The 25,117-nt window shown below is 42.0% G+C and carries 22 protein-coding genes and 1 pseudogene; 9 read left to right on the forward strand and 14 right to left on the reverse strand.

What is annotated here, in order from left to right; genetic code table 11:
- The first annotated feature begins 90 nt into the window (after positions 1–90).
- The 3 genes from L2748_RS06180 to L2748_RS06190 all read left to right on the forward strand — a co-directional run bounded on the left by L2748_RS06180 (position 91) and on the right by L2748_RS06190 (position 2,835).
- Positions 91–1,242, forward strand: a complete 1,152-nt coding sequence (locus L2748_RS06180; RefSeq protein ID WP_220781144.1) for an acyltransferase family protein — start codon at positions 91–93, stop codon at positions 1,240–1,242.
- 79 nt (positions 1,243–1,321) lie between these two features.
- Positions 1,322–1,930: a DUF998 domain-containing protein gene (locus tag L2748_RS06185; RefSeq protein ID WP_220781145.1), complete on the forward strand. Its 609-nt coding sequence runs from the start codon at positions 1,322–1,324 to the stop codon at positions 1,928–1,930.
- A gap of 2 nt (positions 1,931–1,932) precedes the next feature.
- Positions 1,933–2,835 (forward strand): hypothetical protein, encoded by a 903-nt coding sequence (locus tag L2748_RS06190; RefSeq protein WP_220781146.1) that lies wholly within the window; start codon positions 1,933–1,935, stop codon positions 2,833–2,835.
- 87 nt (positions 2,836–2,922) lie between these two features.
- Here the strand turns inward: L2748_RS06190 and L2748_RS06195 are convergent, their stop codons facing one another.
- The 9 genes from L2748_RS06195 to rlmN all read right to left on the reverse strand — a co-directional run bounded on the left by L2748_RS06195 (position 2,923) and on the right by rlmN (position 12,633).
- Positions 2,923–3,294: a hypothetical protein gene (locus tag L2748_RS06195; protein WP_220781147.1), complete on the reverse strand. Its 372-nt coding sequence runs from the start codon at positions 3,292–3,294 to the stop codon at positions 2,923–2,925.
- Between the two features lie 468 nt (positions 3,295–3,762).
- A complete protein-coding gene (der, locus tag L2748_RS06200) occupies positions 3,763–5,235 on the reverse strand; it encodes a ribosome biogenesis GTPase Der (RefSeq protein ID WP_220781148.1) in 1,473 nt (490 codons plus the stop codon).
- Positions 5,236–5,321: 86 nt separating this feature from the next.
- On the reverse strand, positions 5,322–6,509 hold the full coding sequence (gene bamB, locus L2748_RS06205) for an outer membrane protein assembly factor BamB (RefSeq protein WP_220781149.1): 1,188 nt from the start codon (positions 6,507–6,509) through the stop codon (positions 5,322–5,324).
- An 11-nt stretch (positions 6,510–6,520) separates the two neighbouring features.
- The gene (locus L2748_RS06210) at positions 6,521–7,141 is read right to left on the reverse strand and encodes a YfgM family protein (protein WP_220781150.1); all 621 of its coding nucleotides are present in this window, start codon (positions 7,139–7,141) and stop codon (positions 6,521–6,523) included.
- A gap of 15 nt (positions 7,142–7,156) precedes the next feature.
- Complete coding sequence (gene hisS, locus L2748_RS06215; protein ID WP_220781151.1) at positions 7,157–8,431, reverse strand: histidine--tRNA ligase; 1,275 nt, start codon at positions 8,429–8,431, stop codon at positions 7,157–7,159.
- 138 nt (positions 8,432–8,569) lie between these two features.
- The gene (gene ispG / locus L2748_RS06220; RefSeq protein WP_220781152.1) at positions 8,570–9,685 is read right to left on the reverse strand and encodes a flavodoxin-dependent (E)-4-hydroxy-3-methylbut-2-enyl-diphosphate synthase; all 1,116 of its coding nucleotides are present in this window, start codon (positions 9,683–9,685) and stop codon (positions 8,570–8,572) included.
- A gap of 25 nt (positions 9,686–9,710) precedes the next feature.
- Positions 9,711–10,691 carry a RodZ domain-containing protein gene (locus L2748_RS06225; RefSeq protein WP_220781153.1) on the reverse strand — a complete coding sequence of 327 codons (981 nt, stop codon included), beginning with the start codon at positions 10,689–10,691 and terminating at the stop codon, positions 9,711–9,713.
- Positions 10,691–11,479 carry a type IV pilus biogenesis/stability protein PilW gene (gene pilW, locus L2748_RS06230; RefSeq protein WP_220781154.1) on the reverse strand — a complete coding sequence of 263 codons (789 nt, stop codon included), beginning with the start codon at positions 11,477–11,479 and terminating at the stop codon, positions 10,691–10,693. Before pilW ends, L2748_RS06225 begins: the two co-directional genes overlap by 1 nt.
- Before the next feature lie 32 nt (positions 11,480–11,511).
- A complete protein-coding gene (gene rlmN / locus L2748_RS06235) occupies positions 11,512–12,633 on the reverse strand; it encodes a dual-specificity RNA methyltransferase RlmN (RefSeq protein ID WP_220781155.1) in 1,122 nt (373 codons plus the stop codon).
- Between the two features lie 160 nt (positions 12,634–12,793).
- On the opposite strand from rlmN, the gene L2748_RS06240 reads away from it, so the two are divergent.
- Complete coding sequence (locus tag L2748_RS06240; protein ID WP_220781156.1) at positions 12,794–13,867, forward strand: CNNM domain-containing protein; 1,074 nt, start codon at positions 12,794–12,796, stop codon at positions 13,865–13,867.
- A 147-nt stretch (positions 13,868–14,014) separates the two neighbouring features.
- Positions 14,015–15,790 carry a bifunctional metallophosphatase/5'-nucleotidase gene (locus tag L2748_RS06245; protein WP_220781157.1) on the forward strand — a complete coding sequence of 592 codons (1,776 nt, stop codon included), beginning with the start codon at positions 14,015–14,017 and terminating at the stop codon, positions 15,788–15,790.
- A gap of 105 nt (positions 15,791–15,895) precedes the next feature.
- On the opposite strand, the gene L2748_RS06250 is transcribed toward L2748_RS06245, so the two are convergent.
- From L2748_RS06250 to L2748_RS06260, 3 genes are all read right to left on the reverse strand, one after another.
- The gene (locus L2748_RS06250) at positions 15,896–16,402 is read right to left on the reverse strand and encodes a GNAT family N-acetyltransferase (RefSeq protein WP_220781159.1); all 507 of its coding nucleotides are present in this window, start codon (positions 16,400–16,402) and stop codon (positions 15,896–15,898) included.
- Between the two features lie 129 nt (positions 16,403–16,531).
- Positions 16,532–16,834 carry an NrfJ gene (locus L2748_RS06255; RefSeq protein WP_220782945.1) on the reverse strand — a complete coding sequence of 101 codons (303 nt, stop codon included), beginning with the start codon at positions 16,832–16,834 and terminating at the stop codon, positions 16,532–16,534.
- Positions 16,835–17,008: 174 nt separating this feature from the next.
- On the reverse strand, positions 17,009–17,230 hold the full coding sequence (locus L2748_RS06260; protein WP_220782946.1) for a DUF3820 family protein: 222 nt from the start codon (positions 17,228–17,230) through the stop codon (positions 17,009–17,011).
- A 611-nt stretch (positions 17,231–17,841) separates the two neighbouring features.
- Between L2748_RS06260 and L2748_RS06265 the strand changes: the two genes are divergently transcribed.
- The 4 genes from L2748_RS06265 to L2748_RS06280 all read left to right on the forward strand — a co-directional run bounded on the left by L2748_RS06265 (position 17,842) and on the right by L2748_RS06280 (position 20,544).
- On the forward strand, positions 17,842–18,582 hold the full coding sequence (locus L2748_RS06265) for a division plane positioning ATPase MipZ (RefSeq protein WP_220782947.1): 741 nt from the start codon (positions 17,842–17,844) through the stop codon (positions 18,580–18,582).
- Positions 18,542–19,018 carry a CopG family transcriptional regulator gene (locus tag L2748_RS06270; RefSeq protein WP_220782948.1) on the forward strand — a complete coding sequence of 159 codons (477 nt, stop codon included), beginning with the start codon at positions 18,542–18,544 and terminating at the stop codon, positions 19,016–19,018. Before L2748_RS06265 ends, L2748_RS06270 begins: the two co-directional genes overlap by 41 nt.
- Before the next feature lie 190 nt (positions 19,019–19,208).
- Positions 19,209–20,033: a M90 family metallopeptidase gene (locus tag L2748_RS06275; RefSeq protein WP_220782949.1), complete on the forward strand. Its 825-nt coding sequence runs from the start codon at positions 19,209–19,211 to the stop codon at positions 20,031–20,033.
- Positions 20,034–20,073: 40 nt separating this feature from the next.
- Entirely contained in the window at positions 20,074–20,544 is a 471-nt protein-coding gene (locus tag L2748_RS06280) for a nuclear transport factor 2 family protein (protein ID WP_220782950.1), read from the forward strand.
- A 296-nt stretch (positions 20,545–20,840) separates the two neighbouring features.
- Here the strand turns inward: L2748_RS06280 and L2748_RS06285 are convergent.
- Positions 20,841–22,097, reverse strand: a pseudogene (locus L2748_RS06285) (malate synthase A); the annotation flags it as partial.
- 1,229 nt (positions 22,098–23,326) lie between these two features.
- Positions 23,327–25,111, reverse strand: coding sequence for a GGDEF domain-containing protein (locus L2748_RS06290; protein WP_220782952.1), 1,785 nt, complete (start codon positions 25,109–25,111; stop codon positions 23,327–23,329).
- Between the last annotated feature and the right edge of the window lie 6 nt (positions 25,112–25,117).

The following is a 25,117-nucleotide window of genomic DNA, read 5'->3' on the forward strand; positions in this document are numbered from 1 at the left end:
GCTTAGCAAGTATTTGAAAAACAATGTATGATTGGTACAAACATTTAACATATTTTTAGATAAAGATGACCACGGAAGGTATTTGTGTGAATGGAACGATATAGATATTCTGAATTAGATTGGCTGCGAGTTATTTTGATCCTAGCAGTATTCACTCACCACGTGTTAATGCCATTTAATGGCGATGACTGGCATATAATGAATACAGAGTCGAGTAAACTACTTGATGACATTATGGTGTATTTTGAACAGTTACGTTTACCGACACTGTTCTTTATTGCCGGTGCAGGTAGCTTAATCCTTTTACAGAGAACAACCATCAGTGCTTTTATCAAGAGCAAATTCCACCGATTATTTGTCCCATTCATTATTGGTATGGTATTTGTCGTACCGCCCCAAATTTACTATGAAAATATCAGTGATTATCAAAGTCTGTTCGATGCATATAAACACCTAGTATTTTCTTTTGAGGCTAACCACCTGTGGTTTATTGAATTCCTAATCACATTCATGCTTTTAGCCCCGGCCATACATTATGCCTTAAATAGCAAAGTTGGCTCCAAAACCATCAAAGTATTACAGAGAGTTACAAGTAATAAACATGGTCTTTTCTCTCTCGTACTCCCACTATTAATACTTAGGCTTAGCTTGTCATATCTTATGCCATCACAGAGCCACAGTATTGACAACTTAACAGTGTCTTTATTCTATCTATTCTTCTTTCTTGCCGGTATGTGCTTTATAAGAGATTCTCTTATATGGGAAAATCTAGTTCACAATAGAGCGACTAATTTAAAGTGGTTCCTTTTCAGCTCTTTACTCTTGTATTGTTATTACTATAAGCCTGACATCAGCATGTACATCCCTTTAGATATACGCTGGCAATTATGGTGGTTAGTTTGCACACTTGTTTCTTGGTCTGGTTTATTAGTGCTAATTGGATATGCCAGTGCTTTATGCACAAGCACACCAAATTGGCTCCTCACCGCAAACAACTTAATTTACCCTTTTTATATCCTGCACCAAACTGTGATAGTTGTACTTGCCTATTATATTATTCAATGGGAAGCAGGGATCTTCGTTAAAATTTGCAGCCTACTTATCAGTTCCATTTTTGTCTGTTCAACTATTTGTTACTTCTTAATCAAGCCATTCAAAACAACGCGTTATTTATTCGGCTTAAAAACATTATCGAGTGATACTACCTATAGAGGCCTCTCGAGGTCACCAAATATTGAGTAGCTGCTAAGTAACAAAGCGTAGCCCCCCCGTTTAACCTGAAATTTATTCAGTAGTTAATCATCTATACAAGGAAATAATGATGTTTACCAGTTTAGCGTCTTACTCAGGGGGAATTGCAACAATATGGATTGTTGTCGGCGTGTATATCGCAGGGCTGTTTTACCCCGGCTATAGCCACGCTAAACAGTTTTGCAGTGAGTTAGGCGCGAGCGGTAGTCCCACCCAAAAGCTGTCACCAATCATCAATAACTATCCACTCGGCATACTGTTCTGCTTATTTGGCTGGTATCTAGTACAGCTGCCTAATGCTGATATTTTAGTGAGTATCAGCGGTGGATTAATCATCTTACATGGGATTACAACATGGGTTGCAGGCTACTTCCCCATGGATGCAGACCCTTTCACTAACCACCCCACATTTAACTGCAAAGTACATTCTTGGGCAGGGTTTATTATGCTACTTACGTTGCTCATAGCCCCGATATTAATCGTTTTTGTCCCTAGCTCAGCAATCATCCCTTTGTACTTTCGAATCTTTTCCGCTATCTCAGTTATCCTGGCTATCTACTACTTATTAGCAATGGCCAGAGCCGTGAAACAGCAAACTAACCCTGGTATCTATCAGCGTCTATCTTATGGCGTACAGCTAGCATGGTTAAGTCTATTTTCACTCATTGTCGGAGTCTAATCATGGATGACGTACTCACTAGAATTGCAGCGATTCACCAACAACATGCACTAAAATGCTATCTCGCTATTGAATCGCTAAAAGCGCAATTTGATTGGCCTGAAAATGACTGGCAAAAAATTCACAAACTGATCGAGTTAGAGGAGCCTAACTTTGACTTAGCAATCCTTAAACCCGACTCAATGCCCTTTGAACCCATCTCACGCCGACGCCACTGGGTTTTAGCCCATGCTATCTATCCCTATGCCTACTTCACCATGCAAAACTGGTTTAATCAAAGCGATGCTAATGAGATATTTAGTTATTACTTTGAGCAATGTACCGAGCAAAATGAATACCTCAGCCATAACGTCTCTGTACTCATTGCCTTTAAGCAAGCTTGGCAGCTTATTAACACTGAAAGTCAAAAGCTAAGGTTCATTGAACGTTTCTGTGAGTTTGTAACAGCAACTTTCTACGGCAATAACCATCAGTCATATCCTGTCGCAGATAACTACCACAAACCTGTACACATTAACGCCCAAACAGTAATGCAAAACGCACTGCAACAACCTGGATTTTGGGGGCATAACCTGATTGCTCTAGCGTCAATTTTACGAGTAGAAGACCAAATACCTGTTGCGACTTTCCAGCAACTGCTAATAAATCTAGATGAGCAGTGTCACTGGAAATTTGAAGATAACGCAGATAAGCCTGAAATTAACTATCACGCGTCAAATAGTGCAACAGAACAAACATTAGAGTCAGCCTGCTTTAGGCTATTAACCGGCTTTGAATCGAATCTGCATCAAATTACTTTAGCTGAATCCATTTGCTATTTATTCAACCGTGATTGGGTATCAGGCAAGCAGCAATCACAGCTGATAACTGTTATTGAACATTTTACAAAAAGTACAGTTATCTAGCTGTAAGAGGCATCCTTGTCCCCCGAAAACTGTCGTTTTAGAAACAACAGTCAGTCACTTGATTCTAGCGACGTAGAAGATATTAATTTAATACTCATCTTCACTGTCAATCTCACTATTTTCGTCCTCTTCAAGTTCATCAGCACATAAAAGCATCTGCTCTTCAGATACACCGAGTTCAGCGGCATATTTAGATAAAAGGCAAGCGGTAAGCTGATCGTCGTTCTCAGCACCATTATCAAGTTTCAAGCATACAGCCATCACATCACCAAAGGCTGCTTCAGCTTTTATCTCTGATGTGTTTAAGCAACTCGACATCTCTTTAAAGGTTCCGTCAGCCTTCATGCTATTAACTGAAAACTCAACAGTCATATCAATTTGTTGCTGCGTGAGGGGCTCTGCTGATAACGTTAAAGAGGTGGAAATAAGTAAAGCTGGGAGGAAAATAGCTGTTTTCATATATTAATCCGTTAATCTATGTTCAGTAGTGCCGAATGCTAGCATCATTCATGATAACAATACCAATTAGTATAAAGATTTGGTCACTCAGCGAGAGTTTAGCGGCACTGAGACAAGGCAACGAGTGAAGAGCATAGTTTTTCTACGTTTAAGCTTGTTAACGCAGTATCAGAGTCGCTAAAACTCGCCATTCTGGAGCGTTTTTGGCTGCCTACTTCTGCGTTGAATAACTTCACAAGGGAGCAACCATTCTTTCAGTTACCCGCCTTGAATTAGTTTGCCAAAAATGCTCTGAGTAGATCAACTTCTTATACTAATTGGTATAAAGCCAACATCATCAAACGCTAACCTACGGCGCACTTGAACTAGCGAACAACGCCCTCAAAGCCGAGACAACAAAAAAGGAACCCTAAGGTTCCTTTTAAATATCATTTGGCTAGTTCAAGCAAGCTCAAACTAAAACACAAATTAATCTTTGTTCTTATCGCGAATATGACCAACCATACGCTTACGGCGACGCTCTTGGCTCACAGTAAGTTTCTTGCTGTTCATGCCTTCAAACGGGTTACCGCCCTCTTGGAAGCGCAACTGGATTGGCGTACCAATCACTTTCAGTGAACGACGGAAGTAGTTCATCATATAACGCTTGTAAGAGTCTGGAAGCTTCTTAACCTGGTTACCGTGTACAACCACGATTGGTGGGTTGTAACCACCGGCGTGAGCGTACTTAAGCTTAACACGGCGACCGTTAACCAATGGTGGCTGGTGATCGTCTTGTGACATCTGCATGATACGCGTCAGCATAGAAGTACTTACGCGGCGCGTGGCACTGTCATACGCTTCTTCGATAGACTCAAACAAGTGACCCACACCCGTACCGTGAAGTGCTGAAATAAAGTGGATACGGGCGAAATCGATAAAGCCTAAACGACGGTCAAGCTCGCTCTTAACGCGATCTTTAACGTTTTGATCAATACCATCCCACTTGTTTACTGCAATCACTAATGCGCGGCCAGCGTTAAGCACAAAGCCTAATAGGCCTAAGTCTTGCTCAGCAATACCTTCACGAGCATCGATAACCAATAACACTACGTTACTGTCTTCAACTGCTTTTAGGGTTTTGATCACTGAGAACTTCTCAACGGTTTCATGTACCTTACTACGACGACGCACACCAGCGGTGTCAATCAATACGTATTCACGGCCTTGACGCTCCATTGGAATGTAAATACTGTCACGAGTAGTACCTGGCTCGTCATAAACAACAACGCGTTCTTCACCTAAAATACGGTTAGTTAGCGTTGATTTACCTACGTTTGGCTTACCGATAATAGCAAGCTTAATTGGCAAGTCTTGTAGACGTTTTTGCTCAGCTTCTGCTTGTTCTTCGGTGTATTCACGCTCTTCTTCGTCATCATCACCGTCTTCTTCTTTAGTAATGCCCATTGCTTCTGCATATGGCGCTAAAGAATATTCGATCATGTTGGTGACACCACGGCCTTGGGCAGCAGCCATTTGGTAAACTTCACCCAGACCTAATGACCAGAACTCAGCACAGGCAGAGTCTGCATCGATACCGTCAACTTTGTTAGCCACAACGAAAGTTGTCTTTTCACGGCTACGTAAATGTTGAGCAATCGCAAGATCGGCAGCGGTTAAACCGGCGCGAGCGTCGGTCAAAAATAGCACTACGTCTGCTTCTTCAATCGCAGCTAGAGATTGCTCGGCCATGCGAGTTTCAATCCCTTCTTCCGTGCCATCAATACCGCCGGTATCAACCACGATGAACTCATAACCTGCAAGATGTGCTCGGCCGTATTTACGATCCCGAGTTAGCCCAGGAAAGTCAGCGACAAGCGCATCTCTGGTACGGGTAAGTCGGTTAAAAAGGGTCGACTTACCAACGTTTGGTCGCCCAACTAGGGCCACAACAGGAATCATTTAATTGCCTCTATTACTCATTTTCTAATAACTAAAAAGCCCCCGGATACACATCCAGGGGCCTTATCATCGCTTATCGACTTGGCTTACGGAAGTGTTACTCGAACCACTTTTCCACCACGCGTCTGCACATATAGGTTGTCGTTAACAACTAATGGCTGACTGTATAAACCAGAACTATCCACTTCTACGCGTCCAACGATTTGACCGTCTGACTTATTTAAGAAGTGAAGATAGCCTTCAAAATCACCCACTACCACGTAGTCTTTAAAAGACACTGGAGCGGTTAAATCACGGTTAGCTAATTCTGCATTATTCCATAACTCTAGACCATTTCGTCTATCAACAGAATAAACACGGCTATGATCATCAACTACAAACAGGCTTGCACCTGAATAAGCTAACTCATGGAAGCTTGAGTAACTACGTGACCAAACAACACGGCCAGTTCGCATTTCCATTGAGACCAAGTTACCGTTATAGCTAACAGCGTATAGGTTTTCACCCACTAATAGCGGCTTCATATCTACATCAGCCATACGCGAGAACTCATTGCCTCCCGTTGGGGTGTAGATCGCTTGTTCCCAAGCAGCCTGACCATTATTTTTAATCACTACTGCTATTTTACCATCAGCAGTACCAACAAAGAATCCACCTGCTTCGTACGAAGCTGCACCTGTACCACGTAGCGTTAAGGTTGGCAGTTGATTTTCATAAACCCACTGCTGAGTACCATCGTCTACGTCAAATGCTTCAAGTGTGCCGGCACCGGTATTGACCACAACAACATCTTCACCCACTGTTGGTGCAGATAATAGCTCGCCGCCAGCAATCACATGCCAAACCGCTTCGCCAGTTGCTTCGTCAAATGCCGCTAACAGGCCACTTTCACCACCCACAAAAATCTTGTTACGCGCTGCAGTTACTCCACCGGATAAACGTGCACCTTTGTTTTTAGCTAGCGCATTTTCTCTAAACGCTGAACTAAAGTCATTTTGCCAAACGCGCTCGCCAGTTACTTCATCGAATGCTTCTACTTTACCGTAACGGTCAGCAACAAACAGTTTGTCGTAACGTGCTGCAGGACGTAGACGTGAATAGTAATCACCTACGCCATCACCAACATTTGCGCTCCAGCTTACTTCTGGAAACACACTTGCTTCAATTTCGCTAAGCGGTGTTACCGGCTCTTCTTCTACATCACTAGATGAGCACGCCGATAGCATACCTAAGCTCATGCCGCATGCGAGCAGCGTTTTGCACCAAGACTTCATGGGCAGATTCCTTATGCCTTATTCAGATTATCAAGCTTCATTTGCAATGTTGGACTTGTCATAGTGCCACCATTTTCTACCGCAGTTTGATAGGCAATCTTTGCCTTCTCTGTTTCACCTTGGCGAACTAAGAAATCACCTTTTAGTTCATCACGCTGCGCAGCTGATGCAACATCTGTCACTTGATCTAATGTTGCAATTGCTGTGGCGTATTGACCTTGCTCAGCTTGTACTCGTGCAAGGCGCATAGTTGCGATAAGGACAATGCTGCTGTCAACATTGGTCGCAATAATTGTCTTCAACGTCGCTTCTGCTTTAGCCAGATCGCCAGTTTCAACTGCTGATTTCGCTACTAATAGCTCAAGCAATGATTGATAACCTTTTTGACCGTGCTCTTTAGCAAAGCTTTCAGCTGCGCTTAGCATTGCCGCATCAGCAGTGTTTTGGCTGCTTAATGCTTGGAATGACTCAGACGCGGCTTCAGCTTGAGCCACTTGGTGGTCAGAATAATAGTTCCAACCAAATAATCCACCTAAACCGACAACAGCACCAATAACTACTGATGTGCCGTAATCTTTCCAGAACTGTTTGATAGCATCTACTTGTTGCTCTTCTGTGCTATAGATTTCCACTTAAGTCTTCCCCTTTTAAATCAGTTCTGCAATATAAGCCGCCAATGCATCACGGGCAACCAATTCTTGTGCTTTATCTTCGCGAAGATGTTTCACTGCAACTTGGTTATTAGCGACTTCATCTTCACCAATAACTAGCGCCACTGAAGCACCACTCTTATCAGCTCGCTTCATTTGCTTTTTAAAGTTACCACCACCGCAATGACTCATCACTTTAGCATTTGGCAAGCTTCCTCTTAATTCTTGAGCGATCTTAATCGCTTCAACTCGGCAGTTATCGCCCATTGCTGTTACGTATACATCAACCTCAGGGCCGATGTCTTTATCAAGCTCAAGGGTTTGCAGTAGTAATACAATGCGCTCTAGGCCCATTGCAAAACCAACAGCAGGTGTCGGCTTACCACCAAGTTGACCAACAAGACCGTCATAGCGACCACCGGCTAATACAGTACCTTGCGAGCCTAGGCTTGATGTGACCCACTCAAAAACCGTGCGATTATAATAATCTAAACCGCGCACTAGGCGAGGATTGATTGTGTATTGGATGCCGACAGCCTCTAAGAGTTCACATAAATGTGAAAAATGTGAACGTGTATCTTCACCGAAGTAATCCATTAATACTGGCGCATCCGCTAAGAGTGCCTGTACGTCAGCGTTTTTAGAATCTAAAACACGCAGTGGATTAGAGTACATACGACGTTGGCTATCTTCATCTAAGACGTCTTTGTGCTGCTCTAAGAAAGCAATCAGTGCGTCACGGTATGCCGCGCGCTCTTCTGTATCACCTAAAGTATTTAACTCAAGTGTTACGTGTTCTGTAATACCTAATTTTTCCCATAGCTTGGCAGATAGCATCAATACTTCTGCGTCGATATCAGCAGTTGGGATCCCATATACTTCAACACCAAACTGGTGGAATTGACGGTAACGGCCTTTTTGTGGACGTTCATGACGGAACATAGGTCCCATGTACCACAAGCGTTGCTCTTGGTTATATAGCAAACCGTGCTCGTTACCCGCACGAACGGTAGAGGCAGTGCCTTCAGGACGTAGGGTTAAGCTATCACCGTTTCTGTCTTCAAAGGTATACATCTCTTTTTCAACGATATCAGTTACTTCACCGATAGAGCGCTTAAAGAGATCTGTACTTTCAACGATAGGAGTACGAATTTCGCTGTAACCGTATGAACCTACTGTTTCACGTAATACGGTTTCAAGTTTTTGCCATAAAGGACTTTGGGTCGGCAGAATGTCGTTCATTCCGCGAATCGCTTGGATCTGTTTTGCCACTATTCGACTCGTCAAATTTGCTATATAAAAATTAAAAAACGCCTCGCATTATAGGCGTTTCGGGACTAAACGTACAACTGCTGGATTCAGCCATAAAAAATCACAAGCCTGCAGAGCAGGCTTGTGATGCAATTGTACTTACTTATTTAAATCTTGAGCCGGAATACGACCTGCCACAATGGCGGCTTTGGCGCGAATTTTAGCTTCTAGCGAGTCAACGATATTGTTATTGTCAAAGCGCTCTTTTTGGCGCACACCGTCATCGTAGTAACCACTCATACGATTACCGCCAGTGAGGCCAATATCTGAAACTAATGCTTCACCAGGACCGTTAACCACACAACCAATGATTGATACATCCATTGGTGTGACGATATCTTCAAGGCGCTGCTCAAGCTCGTTAACGGTTGAGATCACATCAAACTCTTGGCGTGAACATGATGGACACGCAATAAAGTTAATCCCACGTGAGCGAATACGTAACGACTTTAAGATATCAAAACCGACTTTAATCTCTTCAACTGGGTCGGCCGCAAGCGAAATACGCAATGTGTCGCCGATACCGTCAGCAAGCAGCATACCTAGCCCCACGGCTGATTTCACTGAACCTGCACGTGCGCCGCCAGCCTCGGTAATACCTAAGTGCAGCGGTTGTATGATTTGCTTCGCTAACAATCGGTATGACTCAACCGCTAAGAATACATCTGACGCTTTAACACTGACTTTAAACTGGTCGAAGTTCAAACGGTCAAGAATGTCCACGTGACGCATGGCTGACTCAAGCAAGGCTTCAGGTGTTGGCTCTTTATATTTATCCATTAGATCTTTTTCTAATGAACCGCCGTTAACCCCGATACGAATAGGAATATTCTTATCGCGGGCACACTCCACCACACTACGAATACGCTCTTCGTTACCGATGTTACCTGGGTTAATACGTAAGCAATCCACACCGTACTCAGCCACTTTAAGGGCGATACGGTAATCAAAATGGATATCAGCGACCAAAGGCACATTGGTTTGCTGTTTAATTAATTTAAACGCTTCAGCTGCGTCCATTGTTGGTACTGAAACACGCACAATGTCAGCACCGACATTTTCTAACGCTCTAATTTGAGCTACGGTCGCTTCGACATCGGTAGTGCGTGTATTGGTCATTGACTGCACCGCAATTGGCGCACCATCACCAATAGGGACATTACCGACATAGATACGGCTCGATTTACGTCTGATAATAGGAGATTCGTTATACATCGTCTTTGTGCTCTGTGATCTGATATTACCCAGCGAATGGCAAGCTTAGCTTGGCAACTTTTCCGCTAGGATACTTCTGTGCATCCAACTTAATTGCTGCGCCATTTAGTTGAATATTGACTACCTGAGGGGCGCCTAGGGTCACAGCAAAAGGCTCTGCCCCCACTAGGTTAAGTTGATTGCCCGACTTTTTTAGATCGCTTACCAGCACATTGCCGTCAGCGTCGGTCACTTTAATCCAGCAGTCACCTGTTAAGTTTAGCGTTAAAGTCGAGGCGTCGCTGTCGTTTGTATCAACAGCCGTGATGGCAGTGCTACTGTCGGCAGCCGCTGGAGTCGACTCTGACACGATAACAACTGGAGTTGCATCGACTTTAGGCGCTTCTGATACTGTTTCAGTAACCACCTCTTGTGCAGCCGGTACTGAACCGTCTAATTCATTTATTGCAGTCGACACATCAGCTTGCTCAGCTTCGCTACCTTGCAACACTTCAATTGGGCTAGGTAGACCGCTTTCAACCGAGGCTGCAACCTCCTCAACCGTAGGCTGAGAATAATCAACTGTTGTTTCCATTGATGACTTTTGGAACCACCACAATACCATTAGAGCCAGTAACACAAACACTATGATATAGGTCAGGGCCATTAAACGACCATCGCGGGCTTGGCGAGTCGTCTTACGTGAAAAGCTTTGCATTGACGGCTTTTCGTCATCTTCAAGCTGCTTGTCTAAGCATTCTTGTACGCTAAATGGGTCTGCTTGCACCGCACGAGCATAGTTTTTGACATAACCACGCACATAAGTCGCTGCGCCAACCCCTTTTAGGTTATCAGCCTCAATCTCTTCAATGATTGCTGGGCGCAAGTGCAACTGTGATGCAATCGCCTCTACCGACAAGCCCTTATTTTCACGGGCTGCTTTTAGCAAAACGCCCAGTGTGAGCGTTGGCTCATCCACTAGGCTTTCATTTTCTAAGCTGGGCTCTTGATTTTGTTCATTTTTCATTAATGCATGCTAGCCCGATATTCTTTGGCTTGAACTGACTGTGGAAACTTTGCCAGTAGTAAGATACCAAATCGTCTTACGGCTTCGTCGTCGCTCAAACCTTGTTCAATTTTAATCCCAAGTGCCAGACTGGTCGCTGACTCGGCTGCAACTCTGTGGTAGCGAGATAACTGACTTTTCGCATCAATATATCTGCCTTCTTCATAATCGATTTCAGTTAATTCGATTAATGAGGTGCGTCTTCTAGGATCGTACTTTAATGCCATCGCAAAATATTGCTGTGCTTGACTAATCTGACTTGCTTTTCGGCTACAAATTCCCAAATTTTCATAGGTCGAAGCCGAACGAGTGTATAAGGGTTGATCGACTGCCGCTAAAAACATCTTTTCAGACTCAGTGTATTTTTCTTGCTGACACAAGAATGCACCGAAATTATTGTAGGCGTCACCCGTTACGTTACTTGAATTGATTGCTTGTCTGTAGGCTTGCTCAGTCTTTTCGAGCTCGCCTACTGACTGATAGTAATACGCAAAGGCAATATGCACCTCTTCGAGATCAGGTGCAAATGCCAAAGCTCGATCTAGATTTGCTTTGGCTTGCTCGCTATTGCCTTTTTGTAAATAAGTTAAGCCAAGTTGCACCCGCTGACGCGCTGCAGCTTCTTTATTAATTTTTCGCTCAGAAACCGGTGTATTAGTACCTGTATAAGTATCTTGAGTAACACAGCCTGTTGTCACCATTGATGACAATATCAATACTATGGGTACAATCACCTTACTCTGTTTCATTGCTTAGCCTATCTACCATTAGATACAAAGAGTTAGTTCATTGTGACTGAAATTTGACTCTGTTGCATTTGTTTTTTTGCTAAACGTTTTGTTCTATCGCGAATATCACCCGCTAATTGACCACATGCCGCATCAATATCATCACCACGAGTCTTACGCACAATAACGGTTAGACCGTATTCCATCAACACTTTCGAGAATCTATCGATACGCGAGTTAGATGAACGTCCATAAGGCGAACCTGGGTATGGGTTAAACGGAATTAAGTTAACCTTACAAGGCGTATCTTTCATCAATTTAGCTAATTCGTGCGCTTGATCTGTGCTGTCATTGATATGGTCAAGCATCACATACTCAACGGTAACACGGCCGCGGTTAGCATTTGATTTAGCAATATAACGACGAATACCCGCTAAGAACTCTTCTAATGGGTACTTCTTGTTAACTGGTACTAATACGTCACGTAGCTCATCATTTGGCGCGTGAATGCTCACAGCCAATGCAACGTCTAATGCATCGCCTAGCTTATCAAGCGCTGGAACGACACCAGATGTAGATAACGTTACTCGGCGCTTAGATAGACTAAAACCGAAGTCATCAAGCATGATGTCCATTGCAGGGATGACGTTCTTAAGGTTAAGCAGTGGTTCACCCATGCCCATCATAACAACGTTAGTAATTGGACGCTCGCCGGTGTCTTTAACAAAACCGATAAAGTCAGCAACGCGCCAAATTTGGCCAACAATTTCAGCAACAGTAAGGTTACGGTTGAAGCCTTGTTGGGCTGTTGAGCAGAATGTGCACTCTAGTGCACAACCCACTTGAGAAGACACACATAAGGTTGCGCGGTCATCTTCAGGGATATAAACGGTTTCAACTTCTTGACCGTCACCCACATTAATCGCGAACTTAATCGTACCGTCTGCTGACTTTTGATAGCTTGAAATGGCAGGTGCAACGATTTCACATTTAGCAGCCAATTTAGCGCGCAATGCTTTGTTAATGTTCGTCATTTCTTCGAAGTCACTAACGCCAAAATGATAAATCCATTTCATCAATTGATCAGCACGGAATGGCTTTTCACCCATTTCGGTAAATAGCGCTCTTAATGCTTTACGATCAAGATCCAATAAATTGATCTTCTTTTCACTCATTTTGTCTAACCTCAAAAAAACCTAAAACCTGCTCGCGGGCGGCGAATTATACAGATCTTAACAAATATTAGCCAGCAGGCTATCACCAAAGATCTAAACCTGTGCTAGAATCCGCGCAGACTAATTTTGGTCTGCCATGTGGAGGTGTAATTTCACCTTTATGATAACTCTTATCATTATAATATTTGTCGCGATTACTGTCTCTTTTCTTTGTAGTGTATTTGAAGCAGTATTGCTTTCAGTTACGCCAAGTTACATTGCCTCGTTGTCGAGCACAAACCCAGCTGCAGCTAACCGACTACGTAAGCAAAAAGAGAACGTGGAATCTCCTCTCGTTTCGATCCTAACGCTAAACACTATCGCGCACACCGTTGGTGCTGCTGTTGCTGGTGCACAAGCGGCCAAGGTATTCGGCGATGAGATGCTAGGCGTATTTTCTGGTGTTCTTACCTTCTTAATTCTCTTCTTCTCAGAGATCATTCCTAAAACCTTAGGTGCAAACTACTGGCGCTCACTCGCTCCTGCAGTTTCTATCGCGTTGGTTTGGATGGAGCGTAGTACTTTACCTCTCATTTGGATGTCTAAGCAGGTTACTCAGTTAATGGGTAAAGGCGATGAGGGTCAGTATATTCGTCAAGAGATGAGCGCTATGGCTGAGATTGGTCGTGCATCAGGTGAGCTTGATGAGCAAGAGTCAAAAATTTTGACTCAAATGCTATCAGTTAAAGAGATGCCTGTAACCGCTATCATGACACCAAGAACCGTAATGTTCCGCTTGCCAACTGATTTGACGCAAGATCAATTCACCCGTCAATTTATGGCCAAGCCATTTACTCGAATTCCAGTCTATGACGAAGAGCCGGATAACATTATTGGCTACGTTAATAGAAACGATATTCTGCTTGCAGAGCGCAATACACCTAAAGAGTCTATTGCCGTGCTTAAAAAGAATTTATTGGTGATCCCTGAGACCGCAAAAATCTTACCTCTATTTGAGCTAATGATTAAGCGTAATACTAAGATCGCAATGGTCGTTGATGAATATGGTTCTAACGAAGGTATTGTTACCCTAGAAGATATCGTGGAATCGCTTTTAGGTCTTGAAATTGTCGACTCAAATGACCCAGTAACTGATATGCAACAGTTTGCACGCAAGTTATGGAGCCGCCGTATGAAGCACAAAGGTATTGTGTTATCAGACGATGGTGATTTCGAAAAAGAAAAAAGCGAATAATTCTTGGTAGTTGTATAAAAAGGGAGCTTAGCTCCCTTTTTTGATCGCTCTCGCTGACCAAGTAGCTCAACCCTACTTAGTTTAAATTCCATTTGTTATTTATTGACCTCGCCGTGTTATACTCCTCGTTTGGTCCAGAGGAATAAGATGACAACCACCCTATCTAAATCAGCACCTACAGAGGTGCAGTACAAGTTAAAACTTGCTCATATCAATGACACACACTCTCATTTCGATGCTAACCGTATTCAATTTACAATTAGTCATCCGCAAAAAGAACTGACACTTTATAGCCATACAGGTGGTTATGCTCGTATCGCCTATCAGCTTGAACAAGCAAGGCAAAAAGCTAAAGCTGCGCAACAAGCATTCCTATTTTTGCACGGCGGTGACAGTTTCCAAGGCACGCTTTACTTCAATGAGTTTAAAGGCAAAGCCAACTCAGACTTGCTCAATATGCTTAAGCCCGATGCAATGGTGCTAGGAAATCATGAAATAGATGCTGGCAACGAGCCCGTGCTTGATTTTCTGAATGATATTCAGTTTCCCCTAATGGCCGGCAACATGGATCTTAGCCATGAATGCCCAGAAAAAAGTGCCCGCCTGGCTAATCATCGAAATTTACTCGATTTTGCTGCAGACACCCAAACGGCCAAAGTGCTGCTCAAACCCCTCGCAGATAAGCAAATAGCAATATTTGGCATAACACTGGATCAAATGAGCGAAATTGCTGGGCCTGATGAAGACACGCATTTTGTTAATGCGATTGCGACAACAAAGCGCACTGTCGCTCTGTTAAAGGATGCAGGGATTGAGCACATCATCGTTTTAAGTCATTTAGGCGTCGATCAAGATAGAGTGCTAGCAACTGAAGTTGATGGCATTAGCCTTATTGTTGGTGGGCACTCACATACACTGCAAGGTGATTTTAGCGAGCTAGGCTTATCTAATATGCCCTATGGCGAACGCATTAATCACACCGCAATTTTACATGCGGGAAAATATGCTGAAACCTTAGGTATGGCCGATATTACCTTTGATGCTGCAGGTAAAGTCACTCAGTTATCTGGCGGTAATTTTTTTATGCTGGATCAGCAGTTCATCCTACAAGCGTCAGACGATGTCAGCCCACAAGACTATGCTAAGGTGCGTGAGCAACTGCAAACACACCCACTGATTTTATGGGACGAAGAAGATAGCCAAGTTCAAGCTAGGATTTCACACAAATATCGCCCAAGCTTAGATGCACTTAACCATAAGATATTAGCTTTTGTGCCAAAGAACCTAGTCCACACTCGCTTACCGAGTAAAGCCTTACCCCACGGCAGTGAAATAGCACCTTGGGTCAGCCGCAGTATGTATCAAGAAACCCGTGAGCTGGGTATTAATGTCGACTTTGCTCTGCATAATGCAGGCGGTGTACGTCAATCTCTTGATAAAGGTGATGTCAGTTTAGCGGAAGTATTAGGCCGGATCTTACCTTTTGATATTCCGCTGGTTGCTTATGAAATCCAAGGTATATATCTGTTTCAAATGCTTGAGTCTGCTATCAATGCAGCCACCAATAACAGTGTCATTGGCACAGGTGCAGGCAGTTTCCCATACACTTATGGTTTAAAATATTTCTATGATGGAAAGCAGCCATTAGGTGAACGTATTATTAAGCTTGAAGTTCTGACACAGATTGATGGCACAGATTGCTGGCTAGCAGTCAATCCTGAGATGTTTTATAAAGGTGTGTCCTCTTCGTACACAGCGGCGGGTAAAGAAGGTTATTACCCCATTTTACAAGCTAAGTGGCATAAGGATATTGATGGGATCAGTCTGCCGCTAGCATTTACCCGCTTTATCAGTAAAGTGCACACCTTAGATGAAATGATTGAGCCGCAGGTTCATTATACTAGCCATCACCCACAGCTGTAGTGTTATGGCTTACTTAGTTGGCTAGAATGGTATGACAATGTTTCAACATCAGCTAAACACGATTTCATCATTTGGATTATTACAAAGCTGATCAGCCAAGTGCTATTAGCTTTGTGATAACGTCTTTTCCATGTAATAGCCCATAATAATGACTGCGCGCTTTTCTTGGTAACTACGGTGCCTTAGCTTAAAACCTTGTGATTCAAACAGAGGTTTTGATAATTTAGAGGCATCGACCAGCAAACTCGGGTAGCCCTGCGCTAGCGCCCATTCTTCAATAGCTAAATATAAACGTTTTGCTATCCCTTGCCCTTGGTAGTCTGGATGGACATATAAGCTATCGATATAGCCTTTGCTCGCAAACCCTGTTTCAATATTAATAAAGCCACAACATACAGGCTTACCAGCATATTCAATACGCTCATCGATCATCAACCAGGTCTTTGACTGCGATAAACGCTTATGCCAATGATAGGAAGATCTAGGCGCAAAAGACCATGCAGATGTTTCTTCAACACTATATTGGTCATCGGCGATATTTCTGATAGCAAGGTGGCTCAAAACAGCGATATCCGCCGCGTAGTCTTTTTGATACGGGATCAGTTTATACATTACGCATACTCTTTCAGCCCAATTAAAAATTGTATTAGACTAATACAAAATAAAATGGCGCAGACTGAGTCTGCGCCATTGAAATTTAGCAAATAATAACTCTCACGCCATAAGCGCTAACAGTTAACATTATTTCTTATCGATACGACCAACAAAAAGTAACTTATCAAAAGTGCGATTTAGCGTTTTGCTGTTAAAATCGCTCATCCACATTTGCTCTTGAACGACAACTGTGTCGCCTTTTTTCACTTCAATTTGTGGACCAGCAGCCCAAAAAGTTTTGTCGGCTTCTTCAATTTGAACGTAAGTGTAACCACCACCATTCATGGTATCTACAACAGTACCCTCATGCATAACACCTTGTGCCCATGCGCTTGAGATACCTAGTGCTAGCGTTGCAGCCGCTGCCAATTTAACTAATTTAGCTATCATCGGACATTTCCTTTAAAAGTTTTTAATTCATCAATATTAAAGCACGCTATAGATTATAAATCTCTAATTCGTAGCAACTATTAGATCCAACTCTCAGAACCGAATATTTATCTACCTATCACGGAACTTTGTAAATTACAGCTAATTTATGCCACAAATAATCATAACTTGTTATCAACGTTTTGCTTGCACTAATATGGGCTGTAGCATGCCTTCTAATCCATTGAGCTTAACTTCGTACATTAGTGCCAATTGCTGCCCCAACTTCCCTTCAGGGAAGCCCTTAGAGTGAAACCACACCAAGTATGGCTCTGGCAGTTCCAGTAAGTAGCGTCCAGCATACTTACCAAATGGCATTTTTTGAGTAACCGCCTCAATTAAGAGTTTTTCATCCATTCCCACATACCTCTATGCTCGTCATTGCACAGACCGAAGCAATAGCTAAACCATTAGGCTGTTATTTTAAGCTTGAAACTTATGAATTAATACTACTAGTAATCAGTATTATTGCATCACACACTGCAGAGCTTGTATCGGCATGAAAGGTAAAGCAGCCTAATAATACTGCATTTCATATATACCGTTTATGTATTAAGAAAATAACCAATATAGCATTAAGTAATACTTGTGCTATTTCAACCTAAAAAAGTGACGTTCCTTTGGTTAAGTTTAGTCCCAAAGAGTACAAATCACTTACTCTAAAAAAGACTAAGCACCTAATATAACAGTAGTTGTTAATGCAATCAGATTTTCAGCTAGGCCATTGTCAAAAAAGCGCCAAAAACACCTTACCCGCCAAATTAATGACTAAAGGCAAATTACCCTAATAGTGTCAAAAATCATACAGTTGACCAAGTAAACATATCAACCTAGATTAAATTTATCAGTAACAGAAAATCGCATTAAATATTTGGGATCATTAACTGCAGCTAAGCCGTACGCAAACTGTTACTTACCTTACTCTCGACTATAAAAATAACAATCAACCGCGTACAAAAGGACAAGATATGATCATACTCATTGGTGGAGAAAAAGGCGGAAGCGGTAAAAGCTGTTTAGCGCAAAACATCTCTGTATTTTTAACTACAGAATGCCAAGCTTCTGTCATTATGGTTGATTGCGACCCTCAACGAACGACTTCTGATTGGATTCAAGCCCGTAATAATACAGATTTATCAGGTATTAACTGCGTGCAACTCTATGGAAAAATACGCAATGACTTGCTAAGTCTAGAGCAGCACTATGACTTTGTTATTGTCGACTGTGGTGGTCAAGATAACTTGGCTTTACGTGCAACCATGTCGGTAGCATCCTATGTGCTTATGCCATTGAGACCCAAACGTAGAGATTTAAAAACCGTCAGCCATATGGATGATATCGTAGCGACTTGTATGATGATAAATCCCAAAATGCATGCAAGTTTTGTTATCACCCAATGCCCTAGCCTGCCAAACCAAGCTAACCGTATACTTGAAGCAAAAGAAGTGTGTCGAACCTACGACATTAATGTGCTTGATGCCGTGACTTATAGTCGTAATATTTATGATGACAGTGAAGAGTCCGGTTTATCCGTATTTGAAATTGACGCTAGTGGTAAAGCCGCGACAGAGATCCGAACTATCGCCTGCGAAATGCTGCAAATAGAAAATGCGATGGAGCTACGTAACCGACTAGCAGATAAAAATAATAACAGAAGACGAGGTGATTATGGGTCTGGCCGATCTCAAGAAAAACTCTACGCAGTCTAAGACCGCATATCAGTCACCCATAAAATTAAGCCATCAAAGCGCAGAAGAAAAACACTGGCAGGTTGACGAATTAGTCGAAGATTTTATTAACGATGCCAATCGTTATGCCTTCGGACAAAATCTGAAAACAAGCAGCCTAAATAAAGAGGCTCATGAGCATATTGCAGCCTCCACTTTAAAAGAGGCGCTAGGCGATAGCGTCATTTGCAACCTAAAGCAACATCAAGATACAGCCGTTGTCAGAGTAAAAAAAGGCTGCGTGCCGGTGCGAAAAGCGACATTCACATTAACTGAGTCAGCCATTGCTCATTTGGCTACGCTGGCAGAGGATTGCGATATTGCTAAATCAAAATTACTGCGATTTTTGATTGAACATTATTTTAATTTAACCCCAGAGCAAAAAAAACAAGCCCAAAATAGCATCATCGTAGAATAACCATTTCCCTTCCATTTGCTGGCAGTAGCAGGGCAACTCCCACCCTAATGTATTGCTCTGCTGGCATTTTTCTTACTATACCAATTGTATTAATCAAACTTCCTCCAAAAGAAACATAAAGGTTGATTTTTGTCCTTTGCATCCGCATATCAGAATTATCTAAATTTAAATAAATAGCGAAAGGAGAACTATGCTAGCAATTATACTTACACTTGCCGTGAGTATTGCAGCTATTAGCTGGATAGCGAGCACATCATGGCGAACTAAACGTAGACGGTTAGCTATTACCCAGCATCCTTTTCCCCGAGAATGGCGTGACATCCTAAAACGACGTATTCCTTTTTTTAGAGCGTTACCAACCGATCTGCAACTACAACTCAAAAAACATATTCAAATCTTTATCGCTGAAAAGCATTTCATCGGTTGTGATGGGCTCAAGATCGACGACGATATACGCGTTACCGTTGCAGCTCAAGCTTGCTTGTTGTTGCTTAATCGCAACACAAACTTTTACCCCAATTTAAAAGAAATTCTTATCTACCCATCAGTGTTTATTGTTGAAGGGCAACAGCAGCATAGCGGTGGGGTTATTTATGAACAGCGCCGAGTCCTATCTGGTGAGTCATGGCAACATGGTCGGGTGATATTATCTTGGCAGACAACAAAACATGACGCAGCTGTTCCCGATGATGGACATAATGTTGTTATCCACGAGTTTGCCCACCAATTAGATCAAGAAGATGGCAATGCTAATGGTGCACCAATACTAAAAAACACCGCTGACTACCAATCATGGTCAAAAGTGTTAATGGAGGAATATCAGTCGTTAGTCAGTGCAGCACAACATGGAGGCTATTCACTATTTAGCTACTATGGTGCAACTAATCCAGCTGAGTTTTTTGCGGTGATCAGTGAAGTGTTTTTTGAGCAGCCCCATGAGTTTATTCGCCAACACACTGCGCTTTATAATGAACTCAGCTCTTTCTATCAGCTTGATCCGGTAAACTGGCATTAATAACAATAAAAGCCAACTCCATATTGGCACAAGGATAACCATGTTTAAAAATAAGATGTTATGCAGCACTCTACTGCTATTGAGTGCACTCTCAACGCCACTTATGGCTACAGAAACGACTGATGATAAACAACAAGGCGCGGCAGTTTTAGACGCCTTAAATCAATATTCATCAACTGCCGATTGGGATAACTATTTTGCGCTATATGACGATAAAGGGATTTTTATTGGTACAGACGTCAGCGAACACTGGAGCAAAGCAGAGTTTGAATCCTACGCGAGGCCAACTAAAGGCTGGCGCTATGATTTAACCAGTCGAAAGATGACGCTTCACGGAGATGTTATCTGGTTTGACGAAATCCTGCACAGTCCATCTTACGGAGTTAGTAGAGGGACTGGCACATTAATAAAAACTGATCTCGGATGGAAAATTGCCCAGTATCATCTCAGTTTTCCTATCCCCAACTCGATAGCCAAATCGATAACAAAGCAAATAAAAGCTAGCCAATAACGCTTTTATTGGTTGTAAAAGTAACTGGGAAATTGATTTTAATAGATTGGGCTTAGGTTTGCTTAAACCTAAAAAAACGCGACTCCGAAGAGTCGCTAATCACAAGCAAGTAAGTGGTAGGAAAACCAAACGTAAATAAAAACCCGCACGGCACGTAGGGATACCGTGCGGGGGACACAAGCTACAAAATGTAGCCAAACTTTCACTTTCTATAAACAACTAACGTTAATAATTAGTAGCGTCTAATCACGCTCTAAACTGACACATGAGTTAAGCTAATCACCTTAAACGACAGCCAATAACTCTTGGGCACGAATGGGTGCATCAACGTCTCGGGTTATATGCAATTGATTAGTATTGCCTTCACCTATGTAGCGGTTAAATACCGACATTGCGGTATCTACAAGCTGCGCATAATTAACATTGATACCATCAAAACCGCTACGAGCTTTTAATTCCATAACAGGATTGATGCTAAGGCATTCTGCATTTTTAACCGCTGTCATCTGAGTGAGATCATCTGTGGATGTTCCGGCTAGCGCCAATGCGCCACGCTTATGACAGGTTTTAATTAATAAACGTTCATATGCATCTAAACTCGAACTATCAGTATTTAAGCGGCTAACAGATTTGCCTGCTTGTGTTTCAACCGCTTCAGCATCGCTCATAACACTTGATAAATTACCGCTATTTAACGCCACAATATTTGCTCTTAACTCGAACAAGATCTCTTCCATTTCAAATACCGCGGGTAAAGTCTCAATTAAGCAGGTGCATTTTATTGTACCTGGCTGCAAGCAAAAACGTTCTTCAACAAACGCAAACACTTCTGCCCACCACCTTGCCTCCAAATGGCTTTCAATCTTTGGAATATAAAAATAAGGTGCGCTATTTTTACTTAATAACTTCCGATAGTTATTGTAAAAATAAACACAGAAATCAAAAAGTGAAGCCGGAATAGCCTTGTTAGAGTACTGCACATGCTTTTCAAGCATATGCAAACCACGTACCCGACAGATAAGCACTGCAGGGTTGTCTTTTAAGCCGCAGAACTTCCCGGTGTCAGGGTCGGTATAATTAATATCACCATTCACCGTATCTTTTAAATTTAGCTGCCCCTGTATAAGTTGATCCCAGGTCGGTGATAGTGAGTCTGCAAAATCAGCCATAAATACCTTGGCGTTAGCATTAAGGGCATTAATAACTGTTTTCCGTTCTGTAGGGGCTGTAATCTCAACTCGTCTATCTTGTAAATCCAGAGGGATCCCGCGGATCTGCCAATCTTGCTTACGAACATCCTCAGTTTCAGGTAGAAAGTCAGGTAGCTCACCTAAATCGGTACGCAGCTGCTTTTGCTTACGCTTTTCAAGTAATACGGGTACTTTGGCAGCAAATTGCTTGCACAGTGCTTTTAGTAAACACTTAACACCATCAGACAGAACCTCATTCTGGCCCGCAACGCTATTAGGCAAAATCTGCATACATGCAGACTCAGTCATAGTTACTACAGCCCGTGTTGCAGGTTCTTGTAATCTTGCTATTTGCTCTGTCATCTTGGCTCTCCTAATCACTGAACCGACATCCATCATGCTGGATAGCACTGCAAACACACTTGCTAATTGGCGTGCCCACGAATGAGTAAAGTCATTCTAATCGTGCTTTAGTTAATGTTGATTTACTACAAAAGCTACGGATTAACCGTTTCAGTTGCAAGCAATCGCCTAGAATGCAGCGCCAAGAAATACCGTAGTTCTGTTACAAAAAAACCATAAACAAACCCCGTCTAAAAACCAGCATACAATTGATATATATAGGTAAATAATATTAAGCGCACCCAAGGGAGCGACATTTTTTCAATTAGTCAGACAAATTGACCAAGCTATTGAGCGGTGATTTAGCTTCGTTAGTTTACAACTAGATGTAACAAATTGATTACATCAAACCGTTATGGGCAAGAAAAGTAGATTTTAGAACAACGTTTAGCAGTGACGGAAAGGGAATAGATAAAAGTATATTAAAAACATAAGCTTAATAAATTATGCTTACAAACAAGAATCAAACAAGCGTTTAAATATTACGTTAACGTAAAAGTAAAAAAGCAAAAAGTAAGCTTCGCTGCTCACTCAATGATAAATGATGACAAACATTGCAAAAAACATTGGTTAAATAGCATTTTATTTGCTTATAGCGCTAATCTAACCACTTAAATAAGACGATGTTGTGATGCATAGCTGTTTATTAGGTAAGTTAATAGGAAATGTCCGTGCTCAGTGAAGCAGGTTTAGCCTGCACACAACAGAAAAATCCTCAGTTTGATGAATTTAACCCCTTGCGATTCACTGTAAACGAGTTTAAACCTCGTTCAGTATTTTCTGTATTCGTTAAAAGCCACATGGCTTTGTATGCGCCAGGCATTAAATGTATCCTTCCCTGACCATAGGAACATGGGAAATGTCCTCAAAGCGCAGGAACGTTTATAGCCCCGGAGATTAGATGTGTGAGTGCTATTTAAAGCGCCCGGCTAATGATTATACGAGACGAAGAATTACCGAAGATAGGATGACCCAAGAGCTGTTACCGACGTGTACTAAATGTACCTTGCCTAAAATCGCTAAGCTTTCAGAAGAGCGCTAAGTCTTTATCCTGATTTATATTAGTATGAAGCTAATAAATATGACCAGAATGAATAAAGCCAATTAAACAATCTTGCACCCAAGCAATGAGCATGTGGCTTCACTAAAGCTCTCCCACACACTCACCTAAAATGTGTCTTGCGTGATAATTAGCTAAACTTTAAACCATTATCAAGCCCGTTAAGAGGATCCTTGTGCTCAAGCTCTTCACTATAAACTGTGACACAATTACGGCCACTGCCTTTAGACTTATACAATGCAATATCGGCACGTTTAAGGATTGGATCTAAGCTCAAGTCCTCTTCAATATTACTCGATATGCCAAAACTGGCATTGATAGTAAAAGTATGGCCTGAGTACTTGGTATCAATATTTTCTATCGCAGTTTTACAGCGTTCAGCAATCTCAATTGCAGCGCGTTGATTTGAATAAGGCAAAAACAGTGCAAACTCTTCTCCGCCCATACGACAAAAGATATCGCTATCCCTTATTAGGGGTTTAACAACAGCAACAACATGCTTTAATGCCCAATCACCTGTTGCATGACCGAACCTGTCATTGAGTGTTTTGAAAAAATCTAAATCAAATAATACCACCGAAAAGTTAGCATTACGCATACTAATCTGGATAAATTCGTTCTCAGCAAAATCCTGCCCTGCGCCACGATTGTAAACACCCGTCAACCTGTCAGTCAGCGCAAGCTTCCGGTAACGTATTTTCTGTCGGTGGCTAGAAAGTAAGAACAATGATAGGAAAAAAATACTGCCAATCAGCATAGTGACTAACATTAAGCTATTAGTTTGATCTGACTGATCCAGCTCCTTTTGGGTCTGCATTAATTGCCGTTCTTGATTTAAAAGTGCAATTTCGCGAGCCTGTTCTTGATGCTTAAATTTCGCCATTTGATAGGCATTGGCCTTAGCTTTAGTGTCATCGAGAATTAAAGTGTTATATTGCTGGTGAGACTCTAAATAGTCATAGGCAAGCTCAAATTGCTCTGACTCTAGATAGAGTTGAGACAGTACTCTACTTGCAATAGCTTTATAGTTAATATGGCTGGGCTCGTCACTTAAACCCATCACCTTATTGGCAAACTCTTCCGCTTGGGCGTAATCACCTAAACCGAGATAAGTTTGACTCAATAATGCATTTACATGATTGATTTCGGTTTGAAAATTAAACTCTTGATAGCCTTTTAGTACATGCTCCAACAGCTTTCTTGAGCCCTTAAATTCTTCTGTTTCTATGGCGACTAAAGCTAAACCCGTTCGTGACATTAACCCTATTAAAGGAAACTGGTTTCCTTCACAAAAAACTTTACTACGTTGAAAAGCATTTTTCGCTTTTTCATATTCTTGTTGTTTCAAATCGGCGACAGCGACAAATAACTGGGCAAAACAATGCTGTTTAGTATCCAAATTCTGACTAAGCACCATGGCCTCTACGGCATATGCCTTCATATCTTGGTAAGCACTAAGTTCCATTGCGAGATTAGCCAAACGTACATATGAGGCTACCTTGATGCTCACATCGCTAATTTCGCTGATACGTTCTAGATTTTTCTCCATTAGCTCCAGTGCAGCAGGATAATTCTTTAAGGCAATATAATTTGTAGCCAAATATTGGGAAATTTGATTAAGACTTACATCACTTGAATTTAGCTGTTCTGCTTCCCTCAATAATTGTATAGATGCTTGATACTCAGCATCATAAGTTTTGAGGATCGCTTGATACACTTTAACCCGCGACTTTTGCTCTGCAGAAAGAGCTGACCAACGACTCAACATATCATCAATCAGAATCGTCGATTTTTGGGGAGAAACAGTCAAAGAGTAAACTATCTCATCTAAAATTGTATCAAAGTCGTTTTCCTCTGCATTCACATATGCTGAAGACAAAGCTAAACAAAAGAAAGCGACAATGATAAAATGCATAATTAG

It is taken from the genome of Shewanella sairae (assembly GCF_023283535.1).
In the GTDB taxonomy this organism is placed as follows: Bacteria; Pseudomonadota; Gammaproteobacteria; order Enterobacterales; family Shewanellaceae; genus Shewanella; species Shewanella sairae.